26 protein-coding genes and 1 tRNA gene are annotated in these 21,400 nt (G+C 47.9%); 13 read left to right on the top strand and 14 right to left on the bottom strand.

Features of this window, described 5'->3' with window-relative positions:
* Positions 1–80: 80 nt before the first annotated feature.
* Genes P0078_RS12820 through P0078_RS12830 form a run of 3 tightly spaced genes read left to right on the top strand, consistent with a single transcriptional unit; the run spans position 81 to position 1,013 of the window.
* On the top strand, positions 81–368 hold the full coding sequence (locus P0078_RS12820) for a putative quinol monooxygenase (protein ID WP_282930356.1): 288 nt from the start codon (positions 81–83) through the stop codon (positions 366–368).
* A gap of 7 nt (positions 369–375) precedes the next feature.
* Complete coding sequence (locus P0078_RS12825) at positions 376–819, top strand: MarR family winged helix-turn-helix transcriptional regulator (protein ID WP_282930357.1); 444 nt, start codon at positions 376–378, stop codon at positions 817–819.
* Positions 816–1,013 (top strand): putative antibiotic biosynthesis monooxygenase, encoded by a 198-nt coding sequence (locus P0078_RS12830; protein WP_282930358.1) that lies wholly within the window; start codon positions 816–818, stop codon positions 1,011–1,013. Before P0078_RS12825 ends, P0078_RS12830 begins: the two co-directional genes overlap by 4 nt.
* A 32-nt stretch (positions 1,014–1,045) precedes the next feature.
* Here the strand turns inward: P0078_RS12830 and bla are convergent, their stop codons facing one another.
* From bla to P0078_RS12855, 5 genes are all read right to left on the bottom strand, one after another.
* Positions 1,046–1,918 (bottom strand): subclass B3 metallo-beta-lactamase, encoded by an 873-nt coding sequence (bla, locus tag P0078_RS12835; protein ID WP_282930359.1) that lies wholly within the window; start codon positions 1,916–1,918, stop codon positions 1,046–1,048.
* 197 nt (positions 1,919–2,115) lie between these two features.
* The gene (locus P0078_RS12840) at positions 2,116–2,673 is read right to left on the bottom strand and encodes a GNAT family N-acetyltransferase (protein WP_282930360.1); all 558 of its coding nucleotides are present in this window, start codon (positions 2,671–2,673) and stop codon (positions 2,116–2,118) included.
* Positions 2,674–2,683: 10 nt separating this feature from the next.
* The gene (locus P0078_RS12845) at positions 2,684–3,187 is read right to left on the bottom strand and encodes a GNAT family N-acetyltransferase (protein WP_282930361.1); all 504 of its coding nucleotides are present in this window, start codon (positions 3,185–3,187) and stop codon (positions 2,684–2,686) included.
* 17 nt (positions 3,188–3,204) lie between these two features.
* A complete protein-coding gene (locus P0078_RS12850; protein WP_152450565.1) occupies positions 3,205–3,657 on the bottom strand; it encodes a YaiI/YqxD family protein in 453 nt (150 codons plus the stop codon).
* 2 nt (positions 3,658–3,659) lie between these two features.
* Positions 3,660–3,878: a DUF3565 domain-containing protein gene (locus P0078_RS12855; RefSeq protein WP_282930362.1), complete on the bottom strand. Its 219-nt coding sequence runs from the start codon at positions 3,876–3,878 to the stop codon at positions 3,660–3,662.
* Between the two features lie 153 nt (positions 3,879–4,031).
* On the opposite strand from P0078_RS12855, the gene rep reads away from it, so the two are divergent.
* Positions 4,032–6,065 (top strand): DNA helicase Rep, encoded by a 2,034-nt coding sequence (gene rep, locus P0078_RS12860; protein ID WP_252084133.1) that lies wholly within the window; start codon positions 4,032–4,034, stop codon positions 6,063–6,065.
* Between the two features lie 514 nt (positions 6,066–6,579).
* Here rep and P0078_RS12865 read toward each other — a convergent pair.
* A complete protein-coding gene (locus P0078_RS12865; RefSeq protein WP_282934606.1) occupies positions 6,580–7,002 on the bottom strand; it encodes a c-type cytochrome in 423 nt (140 codons plus the stop codon).
* 321 nt (positions 7,003–7,323) lie between these two features.
* On the opposite strand from P0078_RS12865, the gene P0078_RS12870 reads away from it, so the two are divergent.
* Together P0078_RS12870 and P0078_RS12875 are read left to right on the top strand one after the other, a co-directional pair.
* Positions 7,324–7,400: transfer RNA gene (locus tag P0078_RS12870), tRNA-Arg, on the top strand.
* Positions 7,401–7,560: 160 nt separating this feature from the next.
* The gene (locus P0078_RS12875) at positions 7,561–8,541 is read left to right on the top strand and encodes a site-specific integrase (protein ID WP_282930363.1); all 981 of its coding nucleotides are present in this window, start codon (positions 7,561–7,563) and stop codon (positions 8,539–8,541) included.
* A gap of 70 nt (positions 8,542–8,611) precedes the next feature.
* On the opposite strand, the gene P0078_RS12880 is transcribed toward P0078_RS12875, so the two are convergent.
* Complete coding sequence (locus P0078_RS12880; protein ID WP_282930364.1) at positions 8,612–9,049, bottom strand: hypothetical protein; 438 nt, start codon at positions 9,047–9,049, stop codon at positions 8,612–8,614.
* Between the two features lie 202 nt (positions 9,050–9,251).
* Complete coding sequence (locus P0078_RS12885; protein WP_282930365.1) at positions 9,252–9,449, bottom strand: helix-turn-helix transcriptional regulator; 198 nt, start codon at positions 9,447–9,449, stop codon at positions 9,252–9,254.
* A gap of 199 nt (positions 9,450–9,648) precedes the next feature.
* Here P0078_RS12885 and P0078_RS12890 point away from each other — a divergent pair, with 199 nt between their 5' ends.
* Together P0078_RS12890 and P0078_RS12895 are read left to right on the top strand one after the other, a co-directional pair.
* Positions 9,649–10,632, top strand: coding sequence for a DNA cytosine methyltransferase (locus P0078_RS12890; RefSeq protein WP_282930366.1), 984 nt, complete (start codon positions 9,649–9,651; stop codon positions 10,630–10,632).
* The gene (locus tag P0078_RS12895) at positions 10,633–11,256 is read left to right on the top strand and encodes a hypothetical protein (RefSeq protein WP_282930367.1); all 624 of its coding nucleotides are present in this window, start codon (positions 10,633–10,635) and stop codon (positions 11,254–11,256) included. It begins immediately after the preceding gene.
* A 40-nt stretch (positions 11,257–11,296) separates the two neighbouring features.
* Here the strand turns inward: P0078_RS12895 and P0078_RS12900 are convergent, their stop codons facing one another.
* Complete coding sequence (locus P0078_RS12900) at positions 11,297–12,277, bottom strand: IS630 family transposase (protein ID WP_282930368.1); 981 nt, start codon at positions 12,275–12,277, stop codon at positions 11,297–11,299.
* On the opposite strand from P0078_RS12900, the gene P0078_RS12905 reads away from it, so the two are divergent.
* Entirely contained in the window at positions 12,276–12,533 is a 258-nt protein-coding gene (locus P0078_RS12905; RefSeq protein ID WP_282930369.1) for a PDDEXK family nuclease, read from the top strand. The two genes, P0078_RS12900 and P0078_RS12905, sit on opposite strands and share 2 nt — an antisense overlap.
* Before the next feature lie 52 nt (positions 12,534–12,585).
* Positions 12,586–12,852, top strand: a complete 267-nt coding sequence (locus tag P0078_RS24600; RefSeq protein WP_353057073.1) for a restriction endonuclease — start codon at positions 12,586–12,588, stop codon at positions 12,850–12,852.
* On the opposite strand, the gene P0078_RS12910 is transcribed toward P0078_RS24600, so the two are convergent.
* Genes P0078_RS12910 through P0078_RS12920 form a run of 3 tightly spaced genes read right to left on the bottom strand, consistent with a single transcriptional unit; the run spans position 12,824 to position 16,888 of the window.
* Entirely contained in the window at positions 12,824–13,258 is a 435-nt protein-coding gene (locus P0078_RS12910; RefSeq protein WP_502867277.1) for a very short patch repair endonuclease, read from the bottom strand. The two genes, P0078_RS24600 and P0078_RS12910, sit on opposite strands and share 29 nt — an antisense overlap.
* 11 nt (positions 13,259–13,269) lie before the next feature.
* The gene (locus tag P0078_RS12915; protein WP_282930371.1) at positions 13,270–14,700 is read right to left on the bottom strand and encodes a hypothetical protein; all 1,431 of its coding nucleotides are present in this window, start codon (positions 14,698–14,700) and stop codon (positions 13,270–13,272) included.
* On the bottom strand, positions 14,681–16,888 hold the full coding sequence (locus P0078_RS12920; protein ID WP_282930372.1) for an ATP-binding protein: 2,208 nt from the start codon (positions 16,886–16,888) through the stop codon (positions 14,681–14,683). The genes P0078_RS12915 and P0078_RS12920 overlap by 20 nt, the downstream gene beginning before the upstream one ends.
* 231 nt (positions 16,889–17,119) lie before the next feature.
* On the opposite strand from P0078_RS12920, the gene P0078_RS12925 reads away from it, so the two are divergent.
* The 3 genes from P0078_RS12925 to P0078_RS12935 all read left to right on the top strand — a co-directional run bounded on the left by P0078_RS12925 (position 17,120) and on the right by P0078_RS12935 (position 19,307).
* Positions 17,120–17,491, top strand: coding sequence for an HNH endonuclease (locus P0078_RS12925; RefSeq protein ID WP_282930373.1), 372 nt, complete (start codon positions 17,120–17,122; stop codon positions 17,489–17,491).
* 816 nt (positions 17,492–18,307) lie between these two features.
* Positions 18,308–18,655, top strand: coding sequence for a hypothetical protein (locus P0078_RS12930; protein WP_282930374.1), 348 nt, complete (start codon positions 18,308–18,310; stop codon positions 18,653–18,655).
* Positions 18,645–19,307, top strand: a complete 663-nt coding sequence (locus tag P0078_RS12935; protein ID WP_282930375.1) for a hypothetical protein — start codon at positions 18,645–18,647, stop codon at positions 19,305–19,307. Before P0078_RS12930 ends, P0078_RS12935 begins: the two co-directional genes overlap by 11 nt.
* 71 nt (positions 19,308–19,378) lie before the next feature.
* On the opposite strand, the gene moeA is transcribed toward P0078_RS12935, so the two are convergent.
* Positions 19,379–20,620: a molybdopterin molybdotransferase MoeA gene (moeA, locus tag P0078_RS12940; protein WP_282930376.1), complete on the bottom strand. Its 1,242-nt coding sequence runs from the start codon at positions 20,618–20,620 to the stop codon at positions 19,379–19,381.
* Between the two features lie 41 nt (positions 20,621–20,661).
* Positions 20,662–21,327, bottom strand: a complete 666-nt coding sequence (narL, locus tag P0078_RS12945) for a two-component system response regulator NarL (RefSeq protein WP_108731363.1) — start codon at positions 21,325–21,327, stop codon at positions 20,662–20,664.
* Between the last annotated feature and the right edge of the window lie 73 nt (positions 21,328–21,400).

Raw genomic sequence — 21,400 nt, forward strand, 5'->3', positions numbered from 1 at the left:
GTACAGAAATCATTATTTTATTGACCACCAAAACAATATGATTATCATGGTAACTATATTATTATTGATGAGTAGTAATCATGAATCACAATCTCTTCATTATTGCCAAGATTTCTCCCAAGACAGAGTTCTTTGACCAAGCCAAGCAGGCCATCTTATCCATAGTGACTAATACGTTGAAGGAAGAGGGCTGCCTGCAGTTTTCTGTGCACGAGGACGGGGAAAACCTGTTTTTATACGAGGAGTGGCGCAGTCAGGAAGATCTCGATAAGCATTACGCTATGCCCTACATCGCCCCGATATTCGAAGCCTATCAAGAGTGGCTAAAAGAGCCTGTGGAGATCAATAAGCTGGAGAGGTTAGCTTAATACCCTTATGTTTTTTCTCAAAGAACTTCCCTCACAACAGATGGTTGAGGGATATTCCAAACGATTTTCTGTAAAAGATCCCGCTGCCGTTCAGGGTGCTCTTACCATGATGCGGGATGCGAGTCTGCTATTGCGGGAGCTGGAGAGTTATTTTTCCGAGCACGGAACCTCCCAGCTGCGCTTCCTGGTGATGATCGTTATCGACCGGGAGCCTCAAAGAGACACTTTGCTGGCTTCAGAAATTGCAGAGCGCATCGATGTTTCTCGACCGGTAATGACACGAACCCTGAAAAGCATGGTGGAAGATGAGCTCATCGTTATGGAAGCAGACTCCAGCGATGGTAGGGCAAAATGTGTAGCACTTACCAAGAGTGGAAAACAATTTTTACAGAAAATATTGCCGAGATATTTTAAGACAATTTCCAAATTTATGGAGGAATTGAACAAATGAAGAAACCGATACTACACGCCCTGTGCATCTGGGCATTGGTTTACCCTATTGTTACTCTATTACTTCTAGGGATGCAGGCACTGGAATTACAAATTGCAATTGGTTTAAAAGCGCTAATAATGACCGCTATTTTGGTCCCACTAATGTATTTCTATCTTGTGCCAAAGGTACATCAATTTTTGGCTCGGCATTAATTATGCCGAGCCATATTTTGTAGCACCAATATCTAGTCAGTAGAATCTCTCTCAGATTCTAGCTGTTCATTTAATTTTTCTTCCGCTTTCTGTGCATACTGAAGGCAGCTTACTGATTTTTTCTGTATAGCTGTGTTTTTAAACTCCCAGCCGCTGGCAGGTACATGGGGGGTAACTAGTAAATCACAAGGTAAATCGCGCACACGGGCAAAGCTTGTGCGGAAGTCCTCTACTATATTGGGATAGCGGCGGTTATCAATCAGTTGATAACTAGGCGCTGTAAGGCTATCCACATAAGCTATATCTGTAGCTTTACCTTCAACATTGTCTTCCCAGGTCCAGGCCATACTGCCTGGTGTATGGCCTGGGATAAAATGTACGCGTAGACGCAAATCCCCTAGAACCACTTGCTCTCCATCGTGCAGAATACGATCCGCCTTTATTGGCGGATATAAAAGTTCGTCGGCAAAGTGAATATCATTAGCGCCGCCGCGAGCCATTAACACCGCTGACTCGGCATTGGTTACTACCTGAGCGCCCGTCACACGTTTTAACTCAGCTATAGAACCAATGTGGTCTGCATGAGCCTGGCTGTGCAAGATTAATTTGAGATCCGAAGGGGCAACTCCCAATCTGCGTATATTCTCCAATAGGTGCTCGGCCGTCTGCTCCATGCCACCGTCAATTAGAATCGATCCCTCTTTGCCTTTTAATAACAGTGAGGTAATTCCCTCGGTACCTATTTGCCACGTATTACCTGCAATCTTTAGCGGCGCTACTGGCTGGCGCCAGGATTCCGGTACCTTGTAGGTTTCCAGTTGTGGTAAGACAGCAAAGTTTTCCGCTGCCGAAAAACTGGGATAAGCTGCCATTACTATTGCGGCCAATTTGATTCTTATCTTCATCCACTATTCTCTATATTTCTGCACCAGATATAAAAACAAAAGCTTCACTTAATACAGTATTTTTAACCCCTGAATTCAGTCAAAACTATAAGCCATCAGGAAAAATTTTAATTTCCTGTAGTTTATGGTTTCTATTGCCTCCCAAAAAAGCTTGATCCTATCTGAGCGCTGAAAATCTTGAATCGAGGCCAGTCAAATCAAATCTTTTGCCACTCATCAGCACTCAATCGATAAAGACAATGCCGCTGTAAATTACTGTCATTAGGGACCAAAGGGTGCTCAAAGACAAGAGAGTCTCTCTGCATCCCAAGCCGCTCCATCACCCGCTGGGAACGAAGGTTTTGCAGTGCAGTAAAGGAAACAACTTCGCTGAGATTCAGGGCATTAAAAGCTACATCCAAAGAGGCTTGTGCGGCTTCAGTGGCATAGCCTTTTCCCCAGTGGGGAAAGGCCAAGCGCCAGCCTATCTCTACCGCTGGAGTGAAGGGCAAATCTTCAGTCACATTTTTCATGCCCACAAATCCAAGAAGCTCTTTAGTCTCTCTCAGCTCCAAGGCCCAAAAGCCCCAGCCGTATTTCTCAATATGCGCAATACTGCGATCCACACCGGCGTCGCTCTGTTGTCGCGTCAGCAATGAGGGGAAGAACTCCATCACCCTGGGGTCGGCATTCATTTCTGCAAGTACAGGCTTATCTTCCTCTCGCCACTGGCGCAGCTGTAAGCGCTCTGTCATAGGTTGTATTAATTCAGGCATGGAATATTCGCTATTCAATATTTTGTTTCTGCTGAAAATCTACAGACGGTGCGACCATAAAATCGCACTGATCCAGCCATTTTCGCTGCTCTGGATAAGCCGCTTCCTCAAAGCCCAATTTCTGGTAGAGAGTCCGTGCCGCTAGATTAGTACGCAGGACAAATAAAGAGCACTCGATTGTATCCAGGGCTCTGGCTCCTGTTTGTGCAAGCTGTACTGCTAGCGCACGCCCTAATCCGGCTCCGCGATGATTGGGAGAGACAATTAAGCGACTTAAGTGGCAGCGGCCCAGGTGTTGGTAATACTGCCCAAAAGCCAGCACATCACCGCTGCTGTCCTGAAGTGCGTAGCTGGGCAACTCCGGCCAACGACAATCCTCCAAGAAGGACCTCCCCTCGAACGGAAACCTGAAATCAGGACCACCCCACTGTTGGCACTGCTCCCTATCAGGTAGCCAGGACATCAATGTTGGGAATTGCCACTCTTCCATTGGCTTCAGTCTCAAGTTCTCCACGGCAATTCTCCTTAAAGTTACTTGCGACTCTTTGCCAGCCATCTATCTAACTGATCGGCAAAAGCTTTGCGGTCCGCCTGGCTAAGGGCCGGTGGTCCGCCGGTATGCACGCCGCTGGAGCGCAGAGTATCCATAAAGTCCCGCATATTCAGACGCGCGCGGATATTGGCTTTGGTATAGCGCTCCCCACGGGGATTAAGGGCTTCAGCACCCTTGTCGATCACCTCTGCTGCCAGGGGGATATCGCTGGTAATAATCAGATCCCCCGCCTCGCAGCGCTGCACTATCTCGTTATCCGCCACATCAAAACCCGCTGTCACTTGCACGGAGCGAATATAGCGCGACGGCGGCACCCGCACCGCTTGGTTGGCCACCAAAGTCAGTTCTGTGGCTGTGCGCTCAGCAGCGCGAAACAGGATTTCCTTGATGGCGACCGGGCAGGCGTCGGCATCGACCCAGAGTTTTGTCATGGCTATACAACCTTATCGAGCGTATCGGGCGGTGCGCCCTCATCGCATTTCTTGCAATTGAGCTGGAATCCCAGCATAGACTCGCGCCCTTGTTCAGTGATCACCCAGGGCCGGTTGGTCCAAGGAGGATTGTGGCGTACATGTTGGAAGTGGCCACAGGCGAGCTCCGCCACCCAGTGATTCTCTTCATCCAGGTGGTAGCCGGCGATGGGTTGTTGCACGGGGTTACACAAGCAGGGAATAAGGCGCAGTTATAGCCAATCCCAAGGGCAAAGTATACGTGTGGCCGGTGGTTCGCACTGGTACTGGGATGATTCGAGCCAAGACTGCTAGAATCTCCCGCTTTTCCGCGACGCGAAGATGCAGCCCCATCTATGACCCAGCTCAACCCCCGCCAATCCGAAGCCGTGAAGTATGTCGATGGCCCCTGCCTGGTACTGGCCGGTGCCGGCTCCGGCAAGACCAGCGTAATCACCCGCAAGATCGCCTACCTGATCGAGCAGTGTGGCTACGCCGCGCGCAATATCGCCGCCCTCACCTTCACCAACAAGGCGGCACGGGAGATGAAAGAGCGGGTCAGCAAACTGCTGGCGGGCCCGGATGGCAAGCGCTCAAAAGCGAGTCACGGTCTCACCGTATCCACCTTTCACAACCTTGGGCTGAATATCCTGCGTAAGGAATACCGCGCCGCCGGCTTTAAGCCCGGTTTCTCCATCTTCGATGCGGAAGACGCCCGCGCCCTGATCAAGGAGCTGATGCTCAGGGATGGCGACCTGGATACAGACCTGTTGGATCGAGTACAGAACCAGATCTCCAATTGGAAGAACGATATGCTCACCCCGCGCCGTGCCCTGGAGCAGGCACAGAGCCCCGGTGAGCAGGCCATCGCGGTTGCCTACGATCGCTACTGTGAAGCCCTCAAGGCCTACAATGCCGTCGACTTCGACGACCTGATCCTGCTGCCGGTGCAGTTGTTCGACAAAGATCCAGAGTTGCTGCAACGCTGGCGCAAAAAGATTCGCTACCTGCTGGTGGACGAATATCAGGACACCAACAACTCCCAGTACCTGCTGGTGAAGCTGCTGGTGGGCGGGCGTGGCGGCCTCACAGTGGTGGGAGACGATGACCAGTCTATCTACGCCTGGCGCGGCGCGCGCCCGGAGAATATGAGTGCGCTGAAGACCGACTTCCCCAATCTGCGTCTGATCAAACTGGAGCAGAACTACCGCTCCACCAGCCGCATCCTCAAAGTGGCCAACCACCTGATCGCCCACAATCCTCACGAATTCGACAAAGCATTATGGTCCGATCGCGGTCTGGGTGAGGAGATCCGCGTGCTCAAAGTGGCCAATGAAAACGAGGAAGCGGAGCGGGTCGCCAACGAGATTTTTCTGCAAAAGAGCCGTCGCGGCTGCAAGTTTATGGATTTTGCCGTGCTCTATCGCGGCAACCACCAAGCGCGCCTGATCGAAATGAAATTGCAGGAGCACCAGGTTCCCTACCAGATGTCCGGCGGTACTTCCTTCTTCGCCCGCGCCGAAATCAAGGACGTGATGGCCTATCTGCGCCTGTTGGTAAACCCGGATGATGACAACGCATTCCTGCGCATTATCAATACCCCGCGTCGCCAAATAGGTACCAGCAGCCTGGAAGCCTTGGGCAACTACGCCAAGGGCCGCGAGATCTCCATGTTCAAAGCCTGCTCGGAATTGGGCTTTAAGGAGCATATCAACGAGCAGGGCTACGAACGCCTGAATCGCTTTGCCCTGTGGCTCGAAGGGGTACAGCGCAACTGTCGCGATACCACTGCCAATGGCGCCCTGCGCGAGATGCTGGAAGATATCGACTACGCCGGCTGGCTATCGCAAAACGCCAGCAGCGAGAAAGTGGCCGAGAAGCGCATGGAGAATGTGTATTGGCTGTTGGAAAGCCTCAACAAAATTATGGAGGGCACCGACGACGAGCTGGAGCAGGATATTCGCCTGGAACAGGCCATCTCCAAACTGATCCTGCGGGATATGCTGGAGCGCCAGGAAGAAGAGGAAGCCACCGATAAGGTCAGCCTTATGACCCTGCACGCCGCCAAGGGCCTGGAATTCCCCCACGTGTTTATGATCGGTATGGAAGAGAACTTACTTCCCCACCGCAACAGTATTGAAGACGACAACATCGAAGAGGAGCGCCGCCTCACCTACGTGGGTATCACTCGCGCCCAGCGCACCCTCACCATGACTTTGGCAGGCAAGCGCAAACAGTTCGGCGAAACCCAGGACACAACACCCAGCCGCTTTATTGACGAATTGCCGGAAGAAGATGTGTTGTTGGAAGGATTTGGTAAGGCGACGCCGGAGCAGAATCAGGCGAAGGGAGAGGAAACTTTAGGGTCTTTGCTGAGTATGTTTGATTAGTTCAAAACTATTCTACCTACGACACAAGTACCCAATATCCCAGGGCCGCCCTTCTGCGGCCTTTTCCTTTCTATAACTTAACGACCCGCAAAGGTGTCACGAAGCTGCTCAAAGGAATCTCAGGTATCTTATCGGCTTTTTAGTGCCTCTAACGTTTTACAATACTTAACCAGTACCTTCTCGGTTGCCCTTTTAACTTCAGCTGGAGTCGCAACCTTCACAATACGTCCTAATACTTCCTTATCTTGGACCTGAACAGTTCCAGTCTTAGTTTTTACTGTGTAAACCTGATTCATTTAAAGCCCGCCTAGTGTTTCTCAATATTCTTGTAACCCTACGATCCCAAAAATTTTTACAGTAAACAACGGTAAATCCATGGTGCCCTATTAATTCAGCCTAGGAACACTCACTGACGGCGAATCAGCAGCACCTAGATAGTGAGAATGAATATCAATAATTATCCACAAATAAAAAAGGCCACTCAATGAGCGGCCTTTTTTCAATAGGAAACAGCTTACTTACTATTATCCACCATGTAATTCACAGCAGCCTTGATCTCGTCATCGCTACAATCCATACACAGGCCTTTGGCCGGCATGGCATTAATACCGTTAATGGCATTGTTGTAGAGAGTATCCATGCCCTTAGCGATACGCGGTGCCCAAGCTGCGGCATCACCGAATTTAGGCGCACCTGCAACGCCCATTGCATGGCAGGTCTGGCAGCTTGCGTTGTAGATATCCTGGCCACTGCGAGCAGCACCGCCGCTAGCACCTTCAGGTGCTGCCGCTACCGCCGCCGCACACTCTTCACCTTTCATGCAGGTTTCACCTGCCGGAGCAATTCGCTCTGCGATTTCTTCATCGACAGACTGCTGGGCCACTGCTGTAGCCACACTGACGGCCAGTGCCGCCACAATTCCCAAAATACGCTTCATCATATTCCCCCAAAAGGACCGAAGTGAGTTGGCCCACAAACGTTCAAAATATCGTCGCAAACTCCTACGCGGCGCATTATAAGCACTGCATCGCCACCTGCCAAAGACTATATAACCCAATAGAATGTCCTTTAACCCTACCCCCAGCTTCTGTATAATCCGCCTCCTATTGGCACAGATAGCCAATTAAACCGCCCGTAGCTCAGCTGGATAGAGCGTCGCCCTCCGGAGGCTGAGGGAACGGGAAAAAGCGGTAAAATACAGAGGCTTTGGCCCTCTTAAAACTGCCAAAGAGGTTAGCAGTTACATACCTCACACTACCCGCTCGTAGCTCAGCTGGATAGAGCGCCACCCTCCGGAGGTGGAAGTCGGGGGTTCGAATCCCTCCGAGCGGGCCATCTTTCTTTTGGCCAATCGGGCCAAAATCGGGACACTCAGATTCAAAACGACGAAATAACACCTTTACGGGTATTCCCGCAGAACGGTGTTTCGGACGTTCTGAATTACAGTACGCCATGAGCGCGCGCCATTCATCCTTTGACTGGCAACGAGGTACACATGGCATCAATTACCCAGACACCCGATGGATCGTATCGGGTCAAAATTAGAAAACGTGGCTACGAGCCTATCTCCCGTAACTTCACTCGTAAGGGGGAGGCTCAACGCTGGGCGCGCGAAGTGGAAACCGAGATGGACAAGGGGATCTTTGTCTCCACCATTGAGGCGGAAACCATTCTTGTTTCTGACATTATGGACCGCTACCAGGAGGAAGTGGCTTCAACCAAGAAATCGTTCTATGACATCAAATGCAGATTGAAATTGCTGCGAGCGAGTTTTGGCCATCTGACTTTGGCAGCTGTAACCCCTTCTATAATCAAATCCTACAGGGACGAGCGATTGACAACCCGCCAGCCCGAAACCGTCCGCAAGGAGCTGGGAGTACTTAACAGGCTTCTGGATTTTGCGATTCGAGACTGCGAAATCTATATGCCTCGCGGCAACTCTATGGCGAATGTGCGCCTTCCTCCCAAAAGTAAAGGGCGCGAACGTCGCCTCAACCACGGCGAAGAACAGCAACTGGTTCAAGCGCTATCCGAATACGGCGGTTTCATCCTGCCCTTCTTCTTATTCGCACTGGAAACCGGTATGCGGCGTGGGGAGATAGTTAAACTTGATTGGAAGGACATCAACCTTCAGAGCAGGACAGCTGTATCCTGGGATACAAAAAATGGAGAAAATCGAACAATTCCGCTATCCACACGAGCTGTATCAATCTTGCAAACTATGCCTCGACATATCAGCGGTCGTATTTTCCCGATTCGGGGAGATTCAGCAACGAAAGCGTTTTCACGGTGCCGTGAACGTGCAGAAATCAAGGACTTGCGCTTACACGACCTCCACCATGAAGCCACCTCAAGATTTTTCGAGCTGGGTCTTTCTCTCATGGAAGTATCAAGTATCACAGGGCATAGAGATCTCGCCATGCTGCAACGCTACACACACCTCCGACCTCAAGATATAGCGAAAAAGCTTGGCTAGAGCAACAATCAGCCATAGCAAGCTTAGTTAACAAGCAAGAAAGTCCCGGAGGAAAATCCGGGATCAAATATTATCTACCAGGAAATATCTCTAACTTCTGCTCATCATTAGTCTTATAAAACTGTTTTTTGTGCCTGTTAATCATCCGACGAATGTCTTTCATTAACCAGCTCATCTCGCGGAATCGTTGAAATTTTGCCTCTGTAAAAGCGCAAATCCAATATTCGCCATCGCTACTGGAAAAACGCTTAAGTTGGGAGTGTGTGTATCCACTCTTACGCGGGTTTATTGCTGTCCGAACAAACGTCAATCCATCAGTTGGGCGACGCTGATAAAACCGGTACTGGTTTGAGCCATTTTCCTGTCTGACATACGACCCAATATATCCATAGCGCTCTCCCCATCGGCGCAGTCCCAGTTTCTCATCATGAAAATCGTCACAGGCGTACTTTCCAGCCAAGGCTAACCCGTCATAGAAAACATCTAATCGTTCGACAATTCCCAGCAACTCCTCAAATACTACGTAATAAAAATCCCAAGAACCTGGGTAAACTTCAGCCCTAGTCAGTTCGTCAGAATTTAAGTATTCAGCTAGCCGGTCAGGATCAAAGATAATATTTCGTGCCAGCTCCCGATAGCGTTGCTTGCCATCGTAATCATAGCTCTAAAGAGATTGCCTCAATGCGGAAACAGACAAAGCATCAAATGAATCAATTTCCATAGCGCCCTCCTGAAGTATCAACACGATGCATCTCAATCCATTCGTTCACCTCGGACTCTTTGTAGAGAGGCTGCTTACCGGGTCTATAATAGGGAGGCCCACTGCCATCAGCATTGCGGTTCAGCAAAGTTTTTCGGCTTATTCCGAGCTTCTCTGCGGCTTCATCAATAGTTAAGAATTTACTCATCTTTTCCCCTGCTAGGTTGATTGCGATGAGAGAGATATTACCTGTACAGGCCACCAACACCCTTCTGCAGATAGCACCGTAAAGGTGCTATTTTTTAGTTTCAGGCAATTTTTATAGCCAGTTGATTGGTGCCCTTTAAATTAGGGTTGTCGGGATAAACCTGGTACTATTCAGCCCCAAGGAAAAAGGGCTATTTGTAATGATTAAATTTGTGGATTTGTTCTGTGGGGGCGGCTTCGGATGCCGTGGTGCCGTTACAGCTGGGGCGGAGCCCATCCTGGCTGTGGATGCCTGGGATCTGGCTGCTGAGACCTATCAAAGCAACTTTCCAGATGCAGAGGTTCTCTGCTCACCAATCGAAGAGCTGAATCCCAAGCAACTTGCCAGGAAGCACAAGCCTGACGTACTTCTGACCTCCCCGGAATGCACCTCTCACTCTATTGCCAGAGGAGCCAAACCTGGCTGTGAGAAGAGCAAGGAAACAGCTATAGGCATCATCCCCTGGATTGAAGCCATGCAGCCGCGCTGGCTGATCGTAGAGAACGTCAACCGCATGAAGAAGTGGGGGCGACATAACGAGCTGATTTCGACCATAGAGTCCTATAACTATACAGTTAACGATTTGCTGCTCAATGCAGCCGACTTTGGCACTCCGCAAGCCCGCAAGCGTATGTTCTTGATATGCGACCGTGAAGGCACGGTCATCACAGAGAAGGATCTTAAGGCTTTACATCGCCGGAGCAACAAAACTGCCAGAGATATCATTGATTGGTCAGGACAATATAAGAGCAACCTTCTCTATAAAGAAGGCCGGGCTCAGGCAACTATTGACCGCGCAGAACGCGCCATGAAAGAACTGGGCAAGAAGAAAGACTTTATTATTGTCTACTATGGCTCCGACTATGCAGGTGGCTGGCAATCCCTTGATTCCCCGCTGCGCACCATCACCACACTGGATCGTTTTGGGCTGGTTACCTGGCAAGGCAACACACCATATCTAAGAATGCTCCAACCCCCTGAATTAATGAAAGCAATGGGAGCCGGGTCAAAACATGCTCTTCCTCACGGGAGCAGGCGAGATAAGGTAAAGCTCTGTGGTAATGGAGTCTGCTCGCCTGTCATGGAAATCATTTTTAAGAAAATATCTCAGGTTTATGCCAGTGAAATGGAGCTTGCCTCATAAATGGATTTAGCCCAGTGCGACTTTATTGTTGATCAAGTATACGGTGGGTCGCGCAATGGAAACGCATCTGACGATCCTCTACCAAAACTACTGGGCGTAGATAATAGCGCTGGCTTCCGTCACCTGGGGAAACGCCCCGGTGTTGAAACCCTAAAACTGCTCGCACTAAAGTCGAACTTTAACGACCCCGACTGGCCGGATAACCTGAATACCGAGAACGGCCTATTCACCTACTACGGTGATAATAAGTCGGTTGGCGATATTCATGATACACCCAGGCAGGGAAACCTGATTCTCCGCAATCTCTTTGATGCAAGACACTCCATTACTGAATTTGATCACTTTCCAGTCATACTTCTGTTCGGAGGCACCGGCGAATACCGGGATGTAAGGTTTCTTGGGCTGGCAGTCCCTGGAGCACAAACACTGGGACCAGATGAAGATTTAGTAGCCATCTGGCGTGCAAAAGGAATAATCAACGAACGGTTCCAGAACTACAAATCTACATTCACTGTCCTGGATGTACCTACAATAAAACGGGCATGGATCAACGACATCAAAAATGGCACCGCCGTTACATCACCACACGCCCCCAAGCCCTGGCTTGACTGGATTACTACCTAGGCAGCAGCAAAGAATACAGTCGACTCTTGAAAAAATGATTTCACAAGTTTTCTATTTTTTTGATGCTCTGCAAATCTGCATTTGCACGGCTCAGTAGTGCCTCACCTTTTTTCAGCGGCTTCTTTGAGGTCCCTATATTTCTCATATGATTCCAGACCAACTCATCTGGATTTAGGTCTGGTGCATATGGCGGTAAGAACACCATTTCAAGCTTTCCATCCTGTGAATCGACATACTCCAATACCTTTTTCGATTTGTGTACTGGGTGCCCATCAACAATGAGAATCACTGGTCTTTTCTGACTTCTCTGGAAATTTTTGAAGCATTCTACGCACTTTTCTGCCGTGAACTTTCCACTATAAATATGATACCAGAAGCCACCTCTATTCGATAACGCTGAGATCGCATTGATTGACTGTCTTTGACCACTCGTTTTTACCACTGGAGTTTTTCCTTTTTCTCCCCATGTCCTTTGGAGTGGATCGTCTGATCTGATACTAGCCTCGTCCAGCCAAAATATTTCTGCACCAGTTTTTTTCGCATAAGATTTAATCTTTGGGTAGACTTCCTTTACCCATTTATTCACCGCCTTCTCATCTCTCTCGTAAGCTCTTCGTAGAGGCTTTTGTGGCGTCAGGCTCAGTCGATGTAGAAGTGTGCCGACACTAGAAACGCTAAGTTCAATTTTGAATCTCTCAAAAATCAAATCCGATACGATCTGACGTGTCCACAATCCGAAATCAAAGCCATATTGCCTTGGATCGCCACCAATAATCCATCGCTTGACTTCCTCTTCTTCAATAGCTGACAGTTTTCTACCGCGTCCAGGTCTAATTTTTGGAGATAGCGCTTCAATACCTTTCTCCCGAGCAGTCCTTAACCATGGGAAAATAGTTCTGCTCCCCAGCCCTAAGCTACGACTAACCTCCGCCGCAGATTCTCCATCAAATACTCGCTGAACAGCAATTTTACGTATGAGGTGCTGCTCCTCAGTACTAAGTTTTCTGGCATCGTATTTCATGCAGTTTATATTACCAGAGAGTACTGATCATTTCTGCCCCGCTAGTAAGTCCCGAACGTACAAACCTCTCTATGCACCTCATAGCATAGAAATACGCAGCAAAGAGCAACAGCTTCCAAAAAACCAGGAAAGCCAAAAAGTCTTATCCCTGGTTTACGATAAATTTAAAGATAATCCGTTTGATTTTGAAAAGTGTGCCGTTGAAATTGCTCGACTAATGATGCCCGATATTGGCTCCTGCGAGGTAACCAGGTGATGGAGGAAGGGATGCTGTAGGAACGTATAAAATAGGCTCAGGACCCAGCGCTATTGAAGTAGAATTTGCCCTGGAAGCCAAATGTTACAAACCCGGATCAAGCGTGGGAGTTAAAGAGCTCTCGCGGCTGCTATCCCGGCTACGCCATAGGCAATTTGGCGTTTTAGTCACCACCTCCTATCTTGGCAGCCAAGCATATAGTGAGCTCAAAGAGGATGGCCACCCTGTCGTGATTATTTCCGCCGAAGACATAACTTCATTATTGAAGGAGCGAATAGGCTCTACATCTTCTATAGCCCATTGGCTGGAGAATATTTAGCTTTTCGGTCAGAGAGAATCGCCACCAATCGTTCAGCACAGTCAGCAAGCGATTCCTTGATCTCATGTTCCCACACACGGATAACAAGCCAGCCCTGCTCCTTTAACAGGCGATCATTTTTCCTGTCTCGATTGACGTTTCCTGAGATTTTGTTTTCCCAGAACTCTGCTCTCGTCCTGGGAGGCTGGTAGTGCTCTGGGCACCTATGCCAAAAACAACCATCTACAAAAACGACTGTTTTAAAGGAAGGGTAAACAAAGTCAGGTTTTCCTGGCAGCTTGTTTTTTATTCGATGCCTAAAACCCATTGCCCACAACGACTTCCTTAGGGCAACCTCTGGCTTTGTATTTCTCCCCTTTATTTGGGACATGCAATATGAGCGTTGCCCGGGAGTCAAAACATCCATAAGAGGAAAGCCTATCTGAGGCTAACGATTCCAGGTCGGGTTACCATTCCACCAAACCACGCTAAAACTTCCTGTAATAACTGCTCTCGAATTCGGCCTTTAAGCTGTAGCCGGTCTACATCAGGTGTATGTTCTTCAGCCACCTCGACTTCGCCAGACCTTACAGAAATATATTCACCTTTATCTCCCATTGGCAGAATAAGCTTTGAATTAAAAATAAATCTATACTGCGATTTCTCATCTATGAATATCGGGGTTTCTTTTAAATAGTCTCCTGCCAGCTTTTTACCTCCAGTATAAAAGTGTTTTTTGCTTTTATCAGGAACTTTTAAGCCAACCAAAAACTTCCGCCAAAATGCTTTATTGTTTGCATGGTCACATGCAGGAGTGACATCCATAATAACCAAGCTGACATCATCAGCCAGATCATTATCTGACTCAGCATCACGCCTCTTATTTTGGTCTTCCGCTACAAACGCATCAATAACAAACTCTTTAATATTTTCTCTTGATACATCAATACCCCCAAGATTTACCGGTGTTCCATATGGCCATTCATAAATACAACCCGGAGAACGCCTTATGCTTTTATTCTCCCCGTCCCAATGAAGCATTGTATTAATCAAACAAGACTTAATACTCTGTTTAACGGACTCATCCACCAGGACTTCGTCTACGGCCATATGCCCAACCTGGTCATATAGCAAGCTGGATAGAATTTGGTACAAAGGGAAAGATAGATCTTCAGACTTACTCAGCCTCTTTCCTTCCTGGGCTTGCGCCAGCTGAAAAAGAACTCCACCTAAAGATCGATCCATTTCCTCAACAGTGTTTGTTTGAACCATACCCCACAATTTATTAATAACCCTGGACGCACTGGATCTGATATTTGCTTCCCATAGATTGAGAGCATCTAATGACTTAGCCAGTGAGATAGAATCTTTAACACAAGCGAGCAATTGATCTTTCTCCTGACCACTAAGCTCCGACTCACTCTTTAAAACACCATGCTGGCCATCTGTTGCATAAGGTCTTTTATCTATAACTGCGAAATGATAGGGCTTTTTCCCCTCGGGAAGGTGTTCCTTCAGATACTCGAATAGATTCTTGGCATACTCATCTCCCTTATCTGGGTCCTCTCCCCATGTAGACCACGCGATCATGAACCAAGGGCCATTCGCATCTGCCAAAAGGCGGTTTATACCGGCTGCCGCCGCCGCATAGTCATCATGACCGGGAAAATCAGGGGATACTAATGCAATATCCTGAAATATGACTCTGATACCCTCAAACTGTTTGCTTTGATCAAGATCCGCAATAATTTCCTCATCATAATGAAGGAAAAAGCTTGGGATTTGAGATTTCCATAGCCGACGAACTATAGCCTCACCATCTTCTGGCTTATCATCTATTACTAAGACTCTATTTCTGTACGGCATCATTTACTCCTTTAAAGACCATAGCTATCACAGCCCCATCACATGCTTTTGGTGTTTCAACTGCATGCCTCTCTGGAAAGCTCAACCTACCTCCGTGAGATTTCATCATCATATCGCTGTAATACAACCCGATCCCCATACCATCCGTTTTTCTCGAAAAAAATGGCTGGACTATATCTTCAGGGCTATCGACAAAACCAGGCCCATTATCGGCCACAATGATTGAAGGCCCATCTAAATCGAAGCTTGGCCCAACCCAAATTATGGATTGATCACTCTCAGTCTGTGACGCCCAGTAAATTGCATTATCAATAAGATTAACCAAGGTCGCCGTTAACATTCTACGGACACCCTTTATTTCAAAATCTAGATCCTTAAGATTTTCAAAACCATTAACAAATTTTATATTGTGATGCTTGAAGCGAAGCTCTTGTGTTATACACGCGTAAGACACCAAGCGCGAAGCGGATATCTTCTCCATTTTCCCCTTGCTAACCATATACATGGCGCCGCGGAGCAGAGAAACAAGCCCTTTTGACTGTTCTTTTAAATGATCAACACTTTCGCCTTCAGATATAGCCGCATGTAAATTTCTGACGCCGCGCTCCAGCTCGTGAAATACAGTAACCAAACCAAGACCAGCTCCAGCAGAGGAAAGAAGGACATCCCTGGTTTCCTTATAGGATTTAGAAACCTGATCAACCAAGTCTCCAATTTCTGCCTCTAGTTTTTTCTCATGCACTGTAGCTTTCAAGTCATTTAAAAGCTCGTCGGTTGTTTTCTTCTTCCTTGGTTCATTTCCCGGCTTACCTGGAGGTATGCTCAACACAGATCTAAGAACCTTCTTATCCTTATTCCTCTCTGCCTCAAATTCCGTAAGAATACAGATCATTGCATACTGTAATTCGTTATAGGCTGCGTTTTCTATAAAACCTTCCCTATTAGTTTTTTCTTTCAAATTAAAACTGTGTTCAAGTTCTAAATGAACCTCACCAAGCATAAGTTGATTGCTTAATTTTCCTGTTGGCCGCTGAATTCTTCTATGATCGAGCCCTAGCCAATCATCTCCAGGTTCGCCATAGTTATAGACTCGAAGGTCATCACGATAGACACGAATTCCGCCTTGATCCTTCAAAAACTCTGAAAGCCCGGACATCTCATCCTTCAAGTATCGGTCCTTAACTTCTCGGTCCAGATCAAAGGCAATTATTGATCCTTTCAATGGACCAATGCCGAGGCCACTATCATCCGTATTCGACGCTCCTAGAATTGGGCGTTTTGGACGCTTATTTCTCTTCTTCCAGCCATCTTCATCCGGAGGACTCTTCGTGAAGAACTCAGAGTATTCCCTCGTAGCAGATACAGATCGATCATCTACCAAGCCAGGGTAGTCCGCCTTGATAGATTCGAGAGGGTGGAAGGAATACTCATAGCTCAGGCCATGATCATCCATCTCAAATGTTAACCTGAACATCGATTGATCACGCGCTGTATCTGGATCGAAGAAGCCGTCCAGCCATTTCTTATCTGGCTCTAAACTAAAATTCACAGAAAATCCGGTTTCCGAGCTTTTGTCCACTTTTCCACTGGTCATGCCCAGAACAGATCTGTATAGCTTTCTTATATCCCCTCTTCGCCATTTCTGTTTTAAGTTGGATATGGTAATTCTTGTTCCATGAGAATCGCCCAAGAAGGTCTCAGGAACCCTCTCCTTGATATCGATTTTTGCTTCATCTAGGTATTTATGTTGCTCCAGATCAGACCAGTTTATTTTGACATGAACTTCTGCACTATCTTTAGCTCGAGTTACCAGTTCAATCTGTGTCCCTAGCCTGTGAACAGCAAACCTGCCTACCCCTTTTTCCCCAATAGGTAATCGCCCTTTCTCTGTACGAATTCCTTTAGCCCTAGACTCACCTTTATGACCATGAGCCGGCTCCATCCATATATTCGTAACTGTATTGAAGTCCATTCCATCACCATCATCCTGGATTTCAATTTCTCCACCGTCTTCGTCGATGTTTAAGAGTAGCAATGAGACATTACTGGCATCTGCGTCATATGAGTTCTTGATTAACTCAAACAAGGCTAGAGTGTGATTTTTGATCAACTGCTCTCCCAAAAGCTCCATTATCCGAGCTCTGGGGCGAAAGTCCTTTTTAGTCTTCTGTAGATCGTTTTCACTCGTCATTCTTATATGTCCCAGCTGAAATTCAGCTCCATTTTCATATCTACTGTCTACTTAATAGGTCAAGGCCTTCGTGGGGATCTACTCCAAGCCCCGCGCAATAAACTGAATACTCATATATATCTAGCCTTCTTTCCATCATCTCTACCTTCTGCACAAACGAGTGCGGCTCGTCCAAAATCTCGGCGAGTGCCCGCATGATCCTACCACGTACTCTTTCAGAATCGGGGGTTGATGATGCTATTCAATGACATGATGTCACGGTCTCTTGAGCTGGCAAAAGATATGCTACCTCCTGAAGAGACGGATCAACTATTTGTCAGACCCGGTATTCTGAAACGTAAGTCCATACCCAAATGGGTTCAACGAGCTGTTTTCTTTAGAGATCGAGGGCGCTGTGTCCTCTGCGACAAAGACTTGTCGGGCACATTAAACCTCGAAAACCTGGAGAACTATGACCACATAGTGCCGCTGTCAAAGCACGGATTGAACGATGTCACTAATATTCAGTTGCTATGCAAGGAATGTAATCAAATTGATAAGAAAGGTGGCCAGCCCATCACGTCTAATAAATACCAATCCTGGTATTCATACGACGATACCTAAAAATCGGGCCAAAATCGGGACACTACGAGTGGGATTTAACGGGAATTAGCTTGCATCAGCGGGAATCAAAGTTATTATAAATCAAGGCGTTAGCGCTAAGTGGTTGTCCCGGTTAGTGCCGAATTCGCCCTCCGGAGGCGAAGGTCAGAGGTTCGAATCCTCTCAGGCGGGCCATATACAAAAAAGCCCGCTGATGCGGGCTTTTTTGTATATGGCTAACTCCCAGGGTTTTGTTCGGACTCAGGTTCGACTCGGAGGCAGCAAAGCTGCCGTAGAGCAGCGAGCCCAACGGGCGAAGCTAATCCTCCCGCACACTACCCGCATAAGCGGGCTTCCTTGTATATGGCTAACTCCCAGGCTTCGCTCGAACTCAGGTTGGATTCGGAAGCAGTAAAGCTGCCGCACAACACCAAGCCCAAAGGGCGAAGCTAACTTTCCTGTCAGAATTATTCACTTCAAGCAAACCGGGTACGCACCTCTCCCTAACCTCCCCCAGTTTTTTAAACCCACAATAAATCAAAAGACTTTATAGCGGCCATAAGTGAAACCATTCTTGTCTCATATTTTATTTATGTGATTCAAATAGGTAGATACATTAAGCTATTACGAAAAATTTTATGCCAAGCACTAGATAATACAATTAAGTTACTAATTAGATGCTTTAGAAGACCACACCCAAAATGTAATCTAATGTACTCTCTTGATCGCTTCCCGCAAGGGCGCTTTCTTGCTTAAATAGTATAAATATCTTATTACTTTGGATAATTTAATCTAAGAAATGAAAAACCTTACATGATTTGTTAAGGAGGTTACGTAATGGAAATAATATCTGTATGGCTTATTGAGCACAAAGCATCGCTTGATGAGTTTTCTCCCATGAATGAAGATGGCTCTGAATTCATGATTGGAACAGGATTTGTTCCAGCCAGTAGCCAAGAAGACGCCATGTCTTTATTTGAGCAATACCTTGATAAGCAGGGAATGAAAATATTGGAGCTGAAAAGCTGCAAGCAATACGACCCTGATGATTTTGCCGAATCTAGTGAAGATGACAAACGTGTAATGCTTGCGGCATCCAGCTCAATGGAAGATGAGCAGATCCGCTATATCGGCATTTCTTCTGAAGCAATGGACTGCGATGAGGTAGGGAGGCATGAACAATAACCCTAGAGGTGCTATGACCTTCGCTGAAGGTATGTATGACTACAAAGTTGATGTAGATGTTATTTTTAACAATGGTAGAGACAAAAAAGATTTTGTCTTGAGGACCAGCTTATGCTCATATTCTGACTGGAAAGCAAACTATTGTAAGGGAGCATCACCTTTTAAACTTTTTGTAAAAGGTGCAGAGAGAAAAGCAGCTATCGTTGATCGTGAACTATGGGTATTTGAAATTGATGCAACTGATGTTGCCGATATTATCGCAGCAGTAACCATAGCATCCGAATACTTTAGGGTCAGTCCTGCAGATATCATTGGCAATATTTATGTAAAAAACTTAAATGCCGAGTTTGAGCGGGATATGCAACCCCAAGCTTTGGTTAATGCAAATAAAGGTCTATATCAAAATACTTGCAGTGCAATAGTTGCAGCTGCCAGAAGCCTTGGGTATGCGGGGCCTCTAAATTTTTGGGTGTTTAGCAATAGCAAAAACCCAAAAATACGCCAACAAGCCCTACATGATGCTTTAGTTGCGGGTGGAGCATCCAACGTATCTACAGACCCAATATCACATAAATATTGGGTAGGTAGTAATGACGGCTTCGCCCAAAGAGAAATAAAGACTAATCTACATTTGGCCAAGCTAAATATTTGAGCAACTCAACCTTTTGCAAATAAGAAGATGTAAATAATTTTATTGGAAGCTTCCAGTAATGCTGGAAGCCCCTACGCCAACGGCACCCCCAAAGGCTCAATCACCACCTGCTCCCCAGCCTCTACACTGCCACTCTCTCGCGCTAAAACGATAAAGCAGTTAGCAGCAGCCAGACCGGAAAGAATATGGCTCCCCTGGGTACCAACCGGTTCTACTACCAACAACCCATTTTCATCACTGCCATAAACACCCCGCTGGAAATCGGTTCGGCCGGGCTTTTTCTTCAGGGGTTTTAACAGTTTCGCCTGTAAGGTCTGCGGGCCAGTCCACTGATCGCCTTTCATCACACTCAAGGCGGGCACGGCCAGCTGGTAGAAAGTTACCAGGGCGGAAACCGGGTTGCCGGGTAGGCCGAAGAACGGGGTTCCCTGTAGGAAACCAAAGGCAAAAGGTTTGCCGGGCTTCATCGCCACTTTCCAGAAGCCGATCTCTCCCAGTTCCTCCAACACTTCACGGGTGTAATCCGCTTCGCCAACGGAGACTCCACCAGAGGTAATAATGGCATCGGCCTCTTCGGAAGCGCGCTGCAAGGCATCCGTAATGGCCTGTTTGTTATCGGGCAATATACCCAAGTCCAAAACATCCAGGTCCAGCTGTTCCAGGGCGGATAACAGGGCGATGCGGTTGCTATCGTAAATATCGCCCTTACCCAGGGCTTCACCGGGCTGACGCAATTCATCGCCGGTGGAGAAAAGTGCGACTACCGGTTTGCGCACGACTTTCACTGTGCCCACTCCGGCAGCGGCGAGCAGGGCAATATGAGGAACGCTAATGCGCTCTCCGGCCTTAAGGAGGCTATCTCCTTCGGCTACGTCTTCACCGCAGCGGCGGATATGGTCGCCAGTGCGAACTTCGCAATTTATTCGTATCGACTCCCCTTGGGCATCGACATTTTCCTGCATCACTACCGTATCTGCACCGGCCGGTACTGCGGCTCCCGTCATAATGCGTACGCAAGTGCCGGGGTTTACCACACCGTCAAAAGGTGCTCCGGCGAATGATTTGCCGATCAGCTCCAGCGGCAAGCCACTGGCCAGGTCTTCGAAGCGCAGGGCGTAACCGTCCATTGCGGAGTTGTCGCAGGGCGGTAGGTTTACTGTGGAGATAACATCCTTAGCCAATACCCGACCGGCGGCTTGTGCCAGGGGCAAAGTCTCAGTGCCACTGATTGAGCTCAGTGCCTCAAGAAGTTTTTCGCGGGCGCTTTCGATGGGCATCAGGCCCGGTTGGCTACAGCAGTCGATAGTGGGCATGGACAATATCTCTTACTTCATTCCTTTGTAGTTGGGAAAAATCAGTGGCTGCGGTTTTGCGATTCCGGTCGCTTTTGATTAACCATCCACACAGCGGCTTCCACCCGGGAGCGCATGCCCAACTTTTTCAATAAGTGTTTAACGTGAACCTTTACAGTGGCATCACTGATATCCAATTCACGGGCGATTAACTTGTTACTGAGGCCATCGGCAATCAATTGCAAGATCTGGTACTCACGACTTGTGAGCGTCGACAGGGTATCCGCACCGGAATTGTCCGGCTTGCGCAGGGCGGAGGCGAGGATCTCGGTCAGGCGCTGGCTGATAGCGAGCTTGCCGTGTGTGGCCTGGATAACCTGATCGAGAATATCTTCCGGCTCCATATCCTTGAGCAGGTAGCCATCGGCACCGGCGCGAATACAGGAAACCACGTCCGCGTTGTTATCGGACACTGTCAGTATCACGATGCGTGAAGCTACATCGGCCGCGCGCATTGCCCTCAGGGTATCCAGCCCATCCATACCGCGCATATTCAGGTCCAACAGAATAAGGTCCGGCTCATGCTGTTTGGCCAGCTCCAACGCTTCCTCTCCGCTACTGGCCTCGGCTACTAACTCCAAGCTGGGCTCCATAGCAAACAATTGCTTGAGACCTTTACGAAACAGAGGATGGTCATCAACCATCATTACCGTGGCAGAAGAAGTCATGGGGTGTCCTGCTTCATTGCTGTAAGTTGTACTAATTCTGAACAGTGACTTTAACACAGGGCTCAGTGCCTGC

This window comes from Microbulbifer sp. VAAF005, from assembly GCF_030012985.1.
Lineage (GTDB): Bacteria > Pseudomonadota > Gammaproteobacteria > Pseudomonadales > Cellvibrionaceae > Microbulbifer.

What these genes read in the sequence shown, in the direction of transcription:
- P0078_RS12820 (WP_282930356.1), top strand. Translation starts at nt 81, where the DNA reads ATGAATCACAATCTCTTCATTATTGCCAAGATTTCTCCCAAGACAGAG.
- P0078_RS12825 (WP_282930357.1), top strand. Translation starts at nt 376, where the DNA reads ATGTTTTTTCTCAAAGAACTTCCCTCACAACAGATGGTTGAGGGATAT.
- P0078_RS12830 (WP_282930358.1), top strand. Translation starts at nt 816, where the DNA reads ATGAAGAAACCGATACTACACGCCCTGTGCATCTGGGCATTGGTTTAC.
- bla (WP_282930359.1), bottom strand. Translation starts at nt 1,918, where the DNA reads ATGAAGATAAGAATCAAATTGGCCGCAATAGTAATGGCAGCTTATCCC.
- P0078_RS12840 (WP_282930360.1), bottom strand. Translation starts at nt 2,673, where the DNA reads ATGCCTGAATTAATACAACCTATGACAGAGCGCTTACAGCTGCGCCAG.
- P0078_RS12850 (WP_152450565.1), bottom strand. Translation starts at nt 3,657, where the DNA reads ATGACAAAACTCTGGGTCGATGCCGACGCCTGCCCGGTCGCCATCAAG.
- rep (WP_252084133.1), top strand. Translation starts at nt 4,032, where the DNA reads ATGACCCAGCTCAACCCCCGCCAATCCGAAGCCGTGAAGTATGTCGAT.
- P0078_RS12865 (WP_282934606.1), bottom strand. Translation starts at nt 7,002, where the DNA reads ATGAAGCGTATTTTGGGAATTGTGGCGGCACTGGCCGTCAGTGTGGCT.
- P0078_RS12875 (WP_282930363.1), top strand. Translation starts at nt 7,561, where the DNA reads ATGGCATCAATTACCCAGACACCCGATGGATCGTATCGGGTCAAAATT.
- P0078_RS12885 (WP_282930365.1), bottom strand. Translation starts at nt 9,449, where the DNA reads ATGAGTAAATTCTTAACTATTGATGAAGCCGCAGAGAAGCTCGGAATA.
- P0078_RS12890 (WP_282930366.1), top strand. Translation starts at nt 9,649, where the DNA reads ATGATTAAATTTGTGGATTTGTTCTGTGGGGGCGGCTTCGGATGCCGT.
- P0078_RS12895 (WP_282930367.1), top strand. Translation starts at nt 10,633, where the DNA reads ATGGATTTAGCCCAGTGCGACTTTATTGTTGATCAAGTATACGGTGGG.
- P0078_RS12905 (WP_282930369.1), top strand. Translation starts at nt 12,276, where the DNA reads ATGCAGTTTATATTACCAGAGAGTACTGATCATTTCTGCCCCGCTAGT.
- P0078_RS12900 (WP_282930368.1), bottom strand. Translation starts at nt 12,277, where the DNA reads ATGAAATACGATGCCAGAAAACTTAGTACTGAGGAGCAGCACCTCATA.
- P0078_RS12910 (WP_502867277.1), bottom strand. Translation starts at nt 13,258, where the DNA reads ATGGATGTTTTGACTCCCGGGCAACGCTCATATTGCATGTCCCAAATA.
- P0078_RS12915 (WP_282930371.1), bottom strand. Translation starts at nt 14,700, where the DNA reads ATGATGCCGTACAGAAATAGAGTCTTAGTAATAGATGATAAGCCAGAA.
- P0078_RS12920 (WP_282930372.1), bottom strand. Translation starts at nt 16,888, where the DNA reads ATGACGAGTGAAAACGATCTACAGAAGACTAAAAAGGACTTTCGCCCC.
- P0078_RS12925 (WP_282930373.1), top strand. Translation starts at nt 17,120, where the DNA reads ATGATGCTATTCAATGACATGATGTCACGGTCTCTTGAGCTGGCAAAA.
- P0078_RS12930 (WP_282930374.1), top strand. Translation starts at nt 18,308, where the DNA reads ATGGAAATAATATCTGTATGGCTTATTGAGCACAAAGCATCGCTTGAT.
- P0078_RS12935 (WP_282930375.1), top strand. Translation starts at nt 18,645, where the DNA reads ATGAACAATAACCCTAGAGGTGCTATGACCTTCGCTGAAGGTATGTAT.
- moeA (WP_282930376.1), bottom strand. Translation starts at nt 20,620, where the DNA reads ATGCCCACTATCGACTGCTGTAGCCAACCGGGCCTGATGCCCATCGAA.
- narL (WP_108731363.1), bottom strand. Translation starts at nt 21,327, where the DNA reads ATGACTTCTTCTGCCACGGTAATGATGGTTGATGACCATCCTCTGTTT.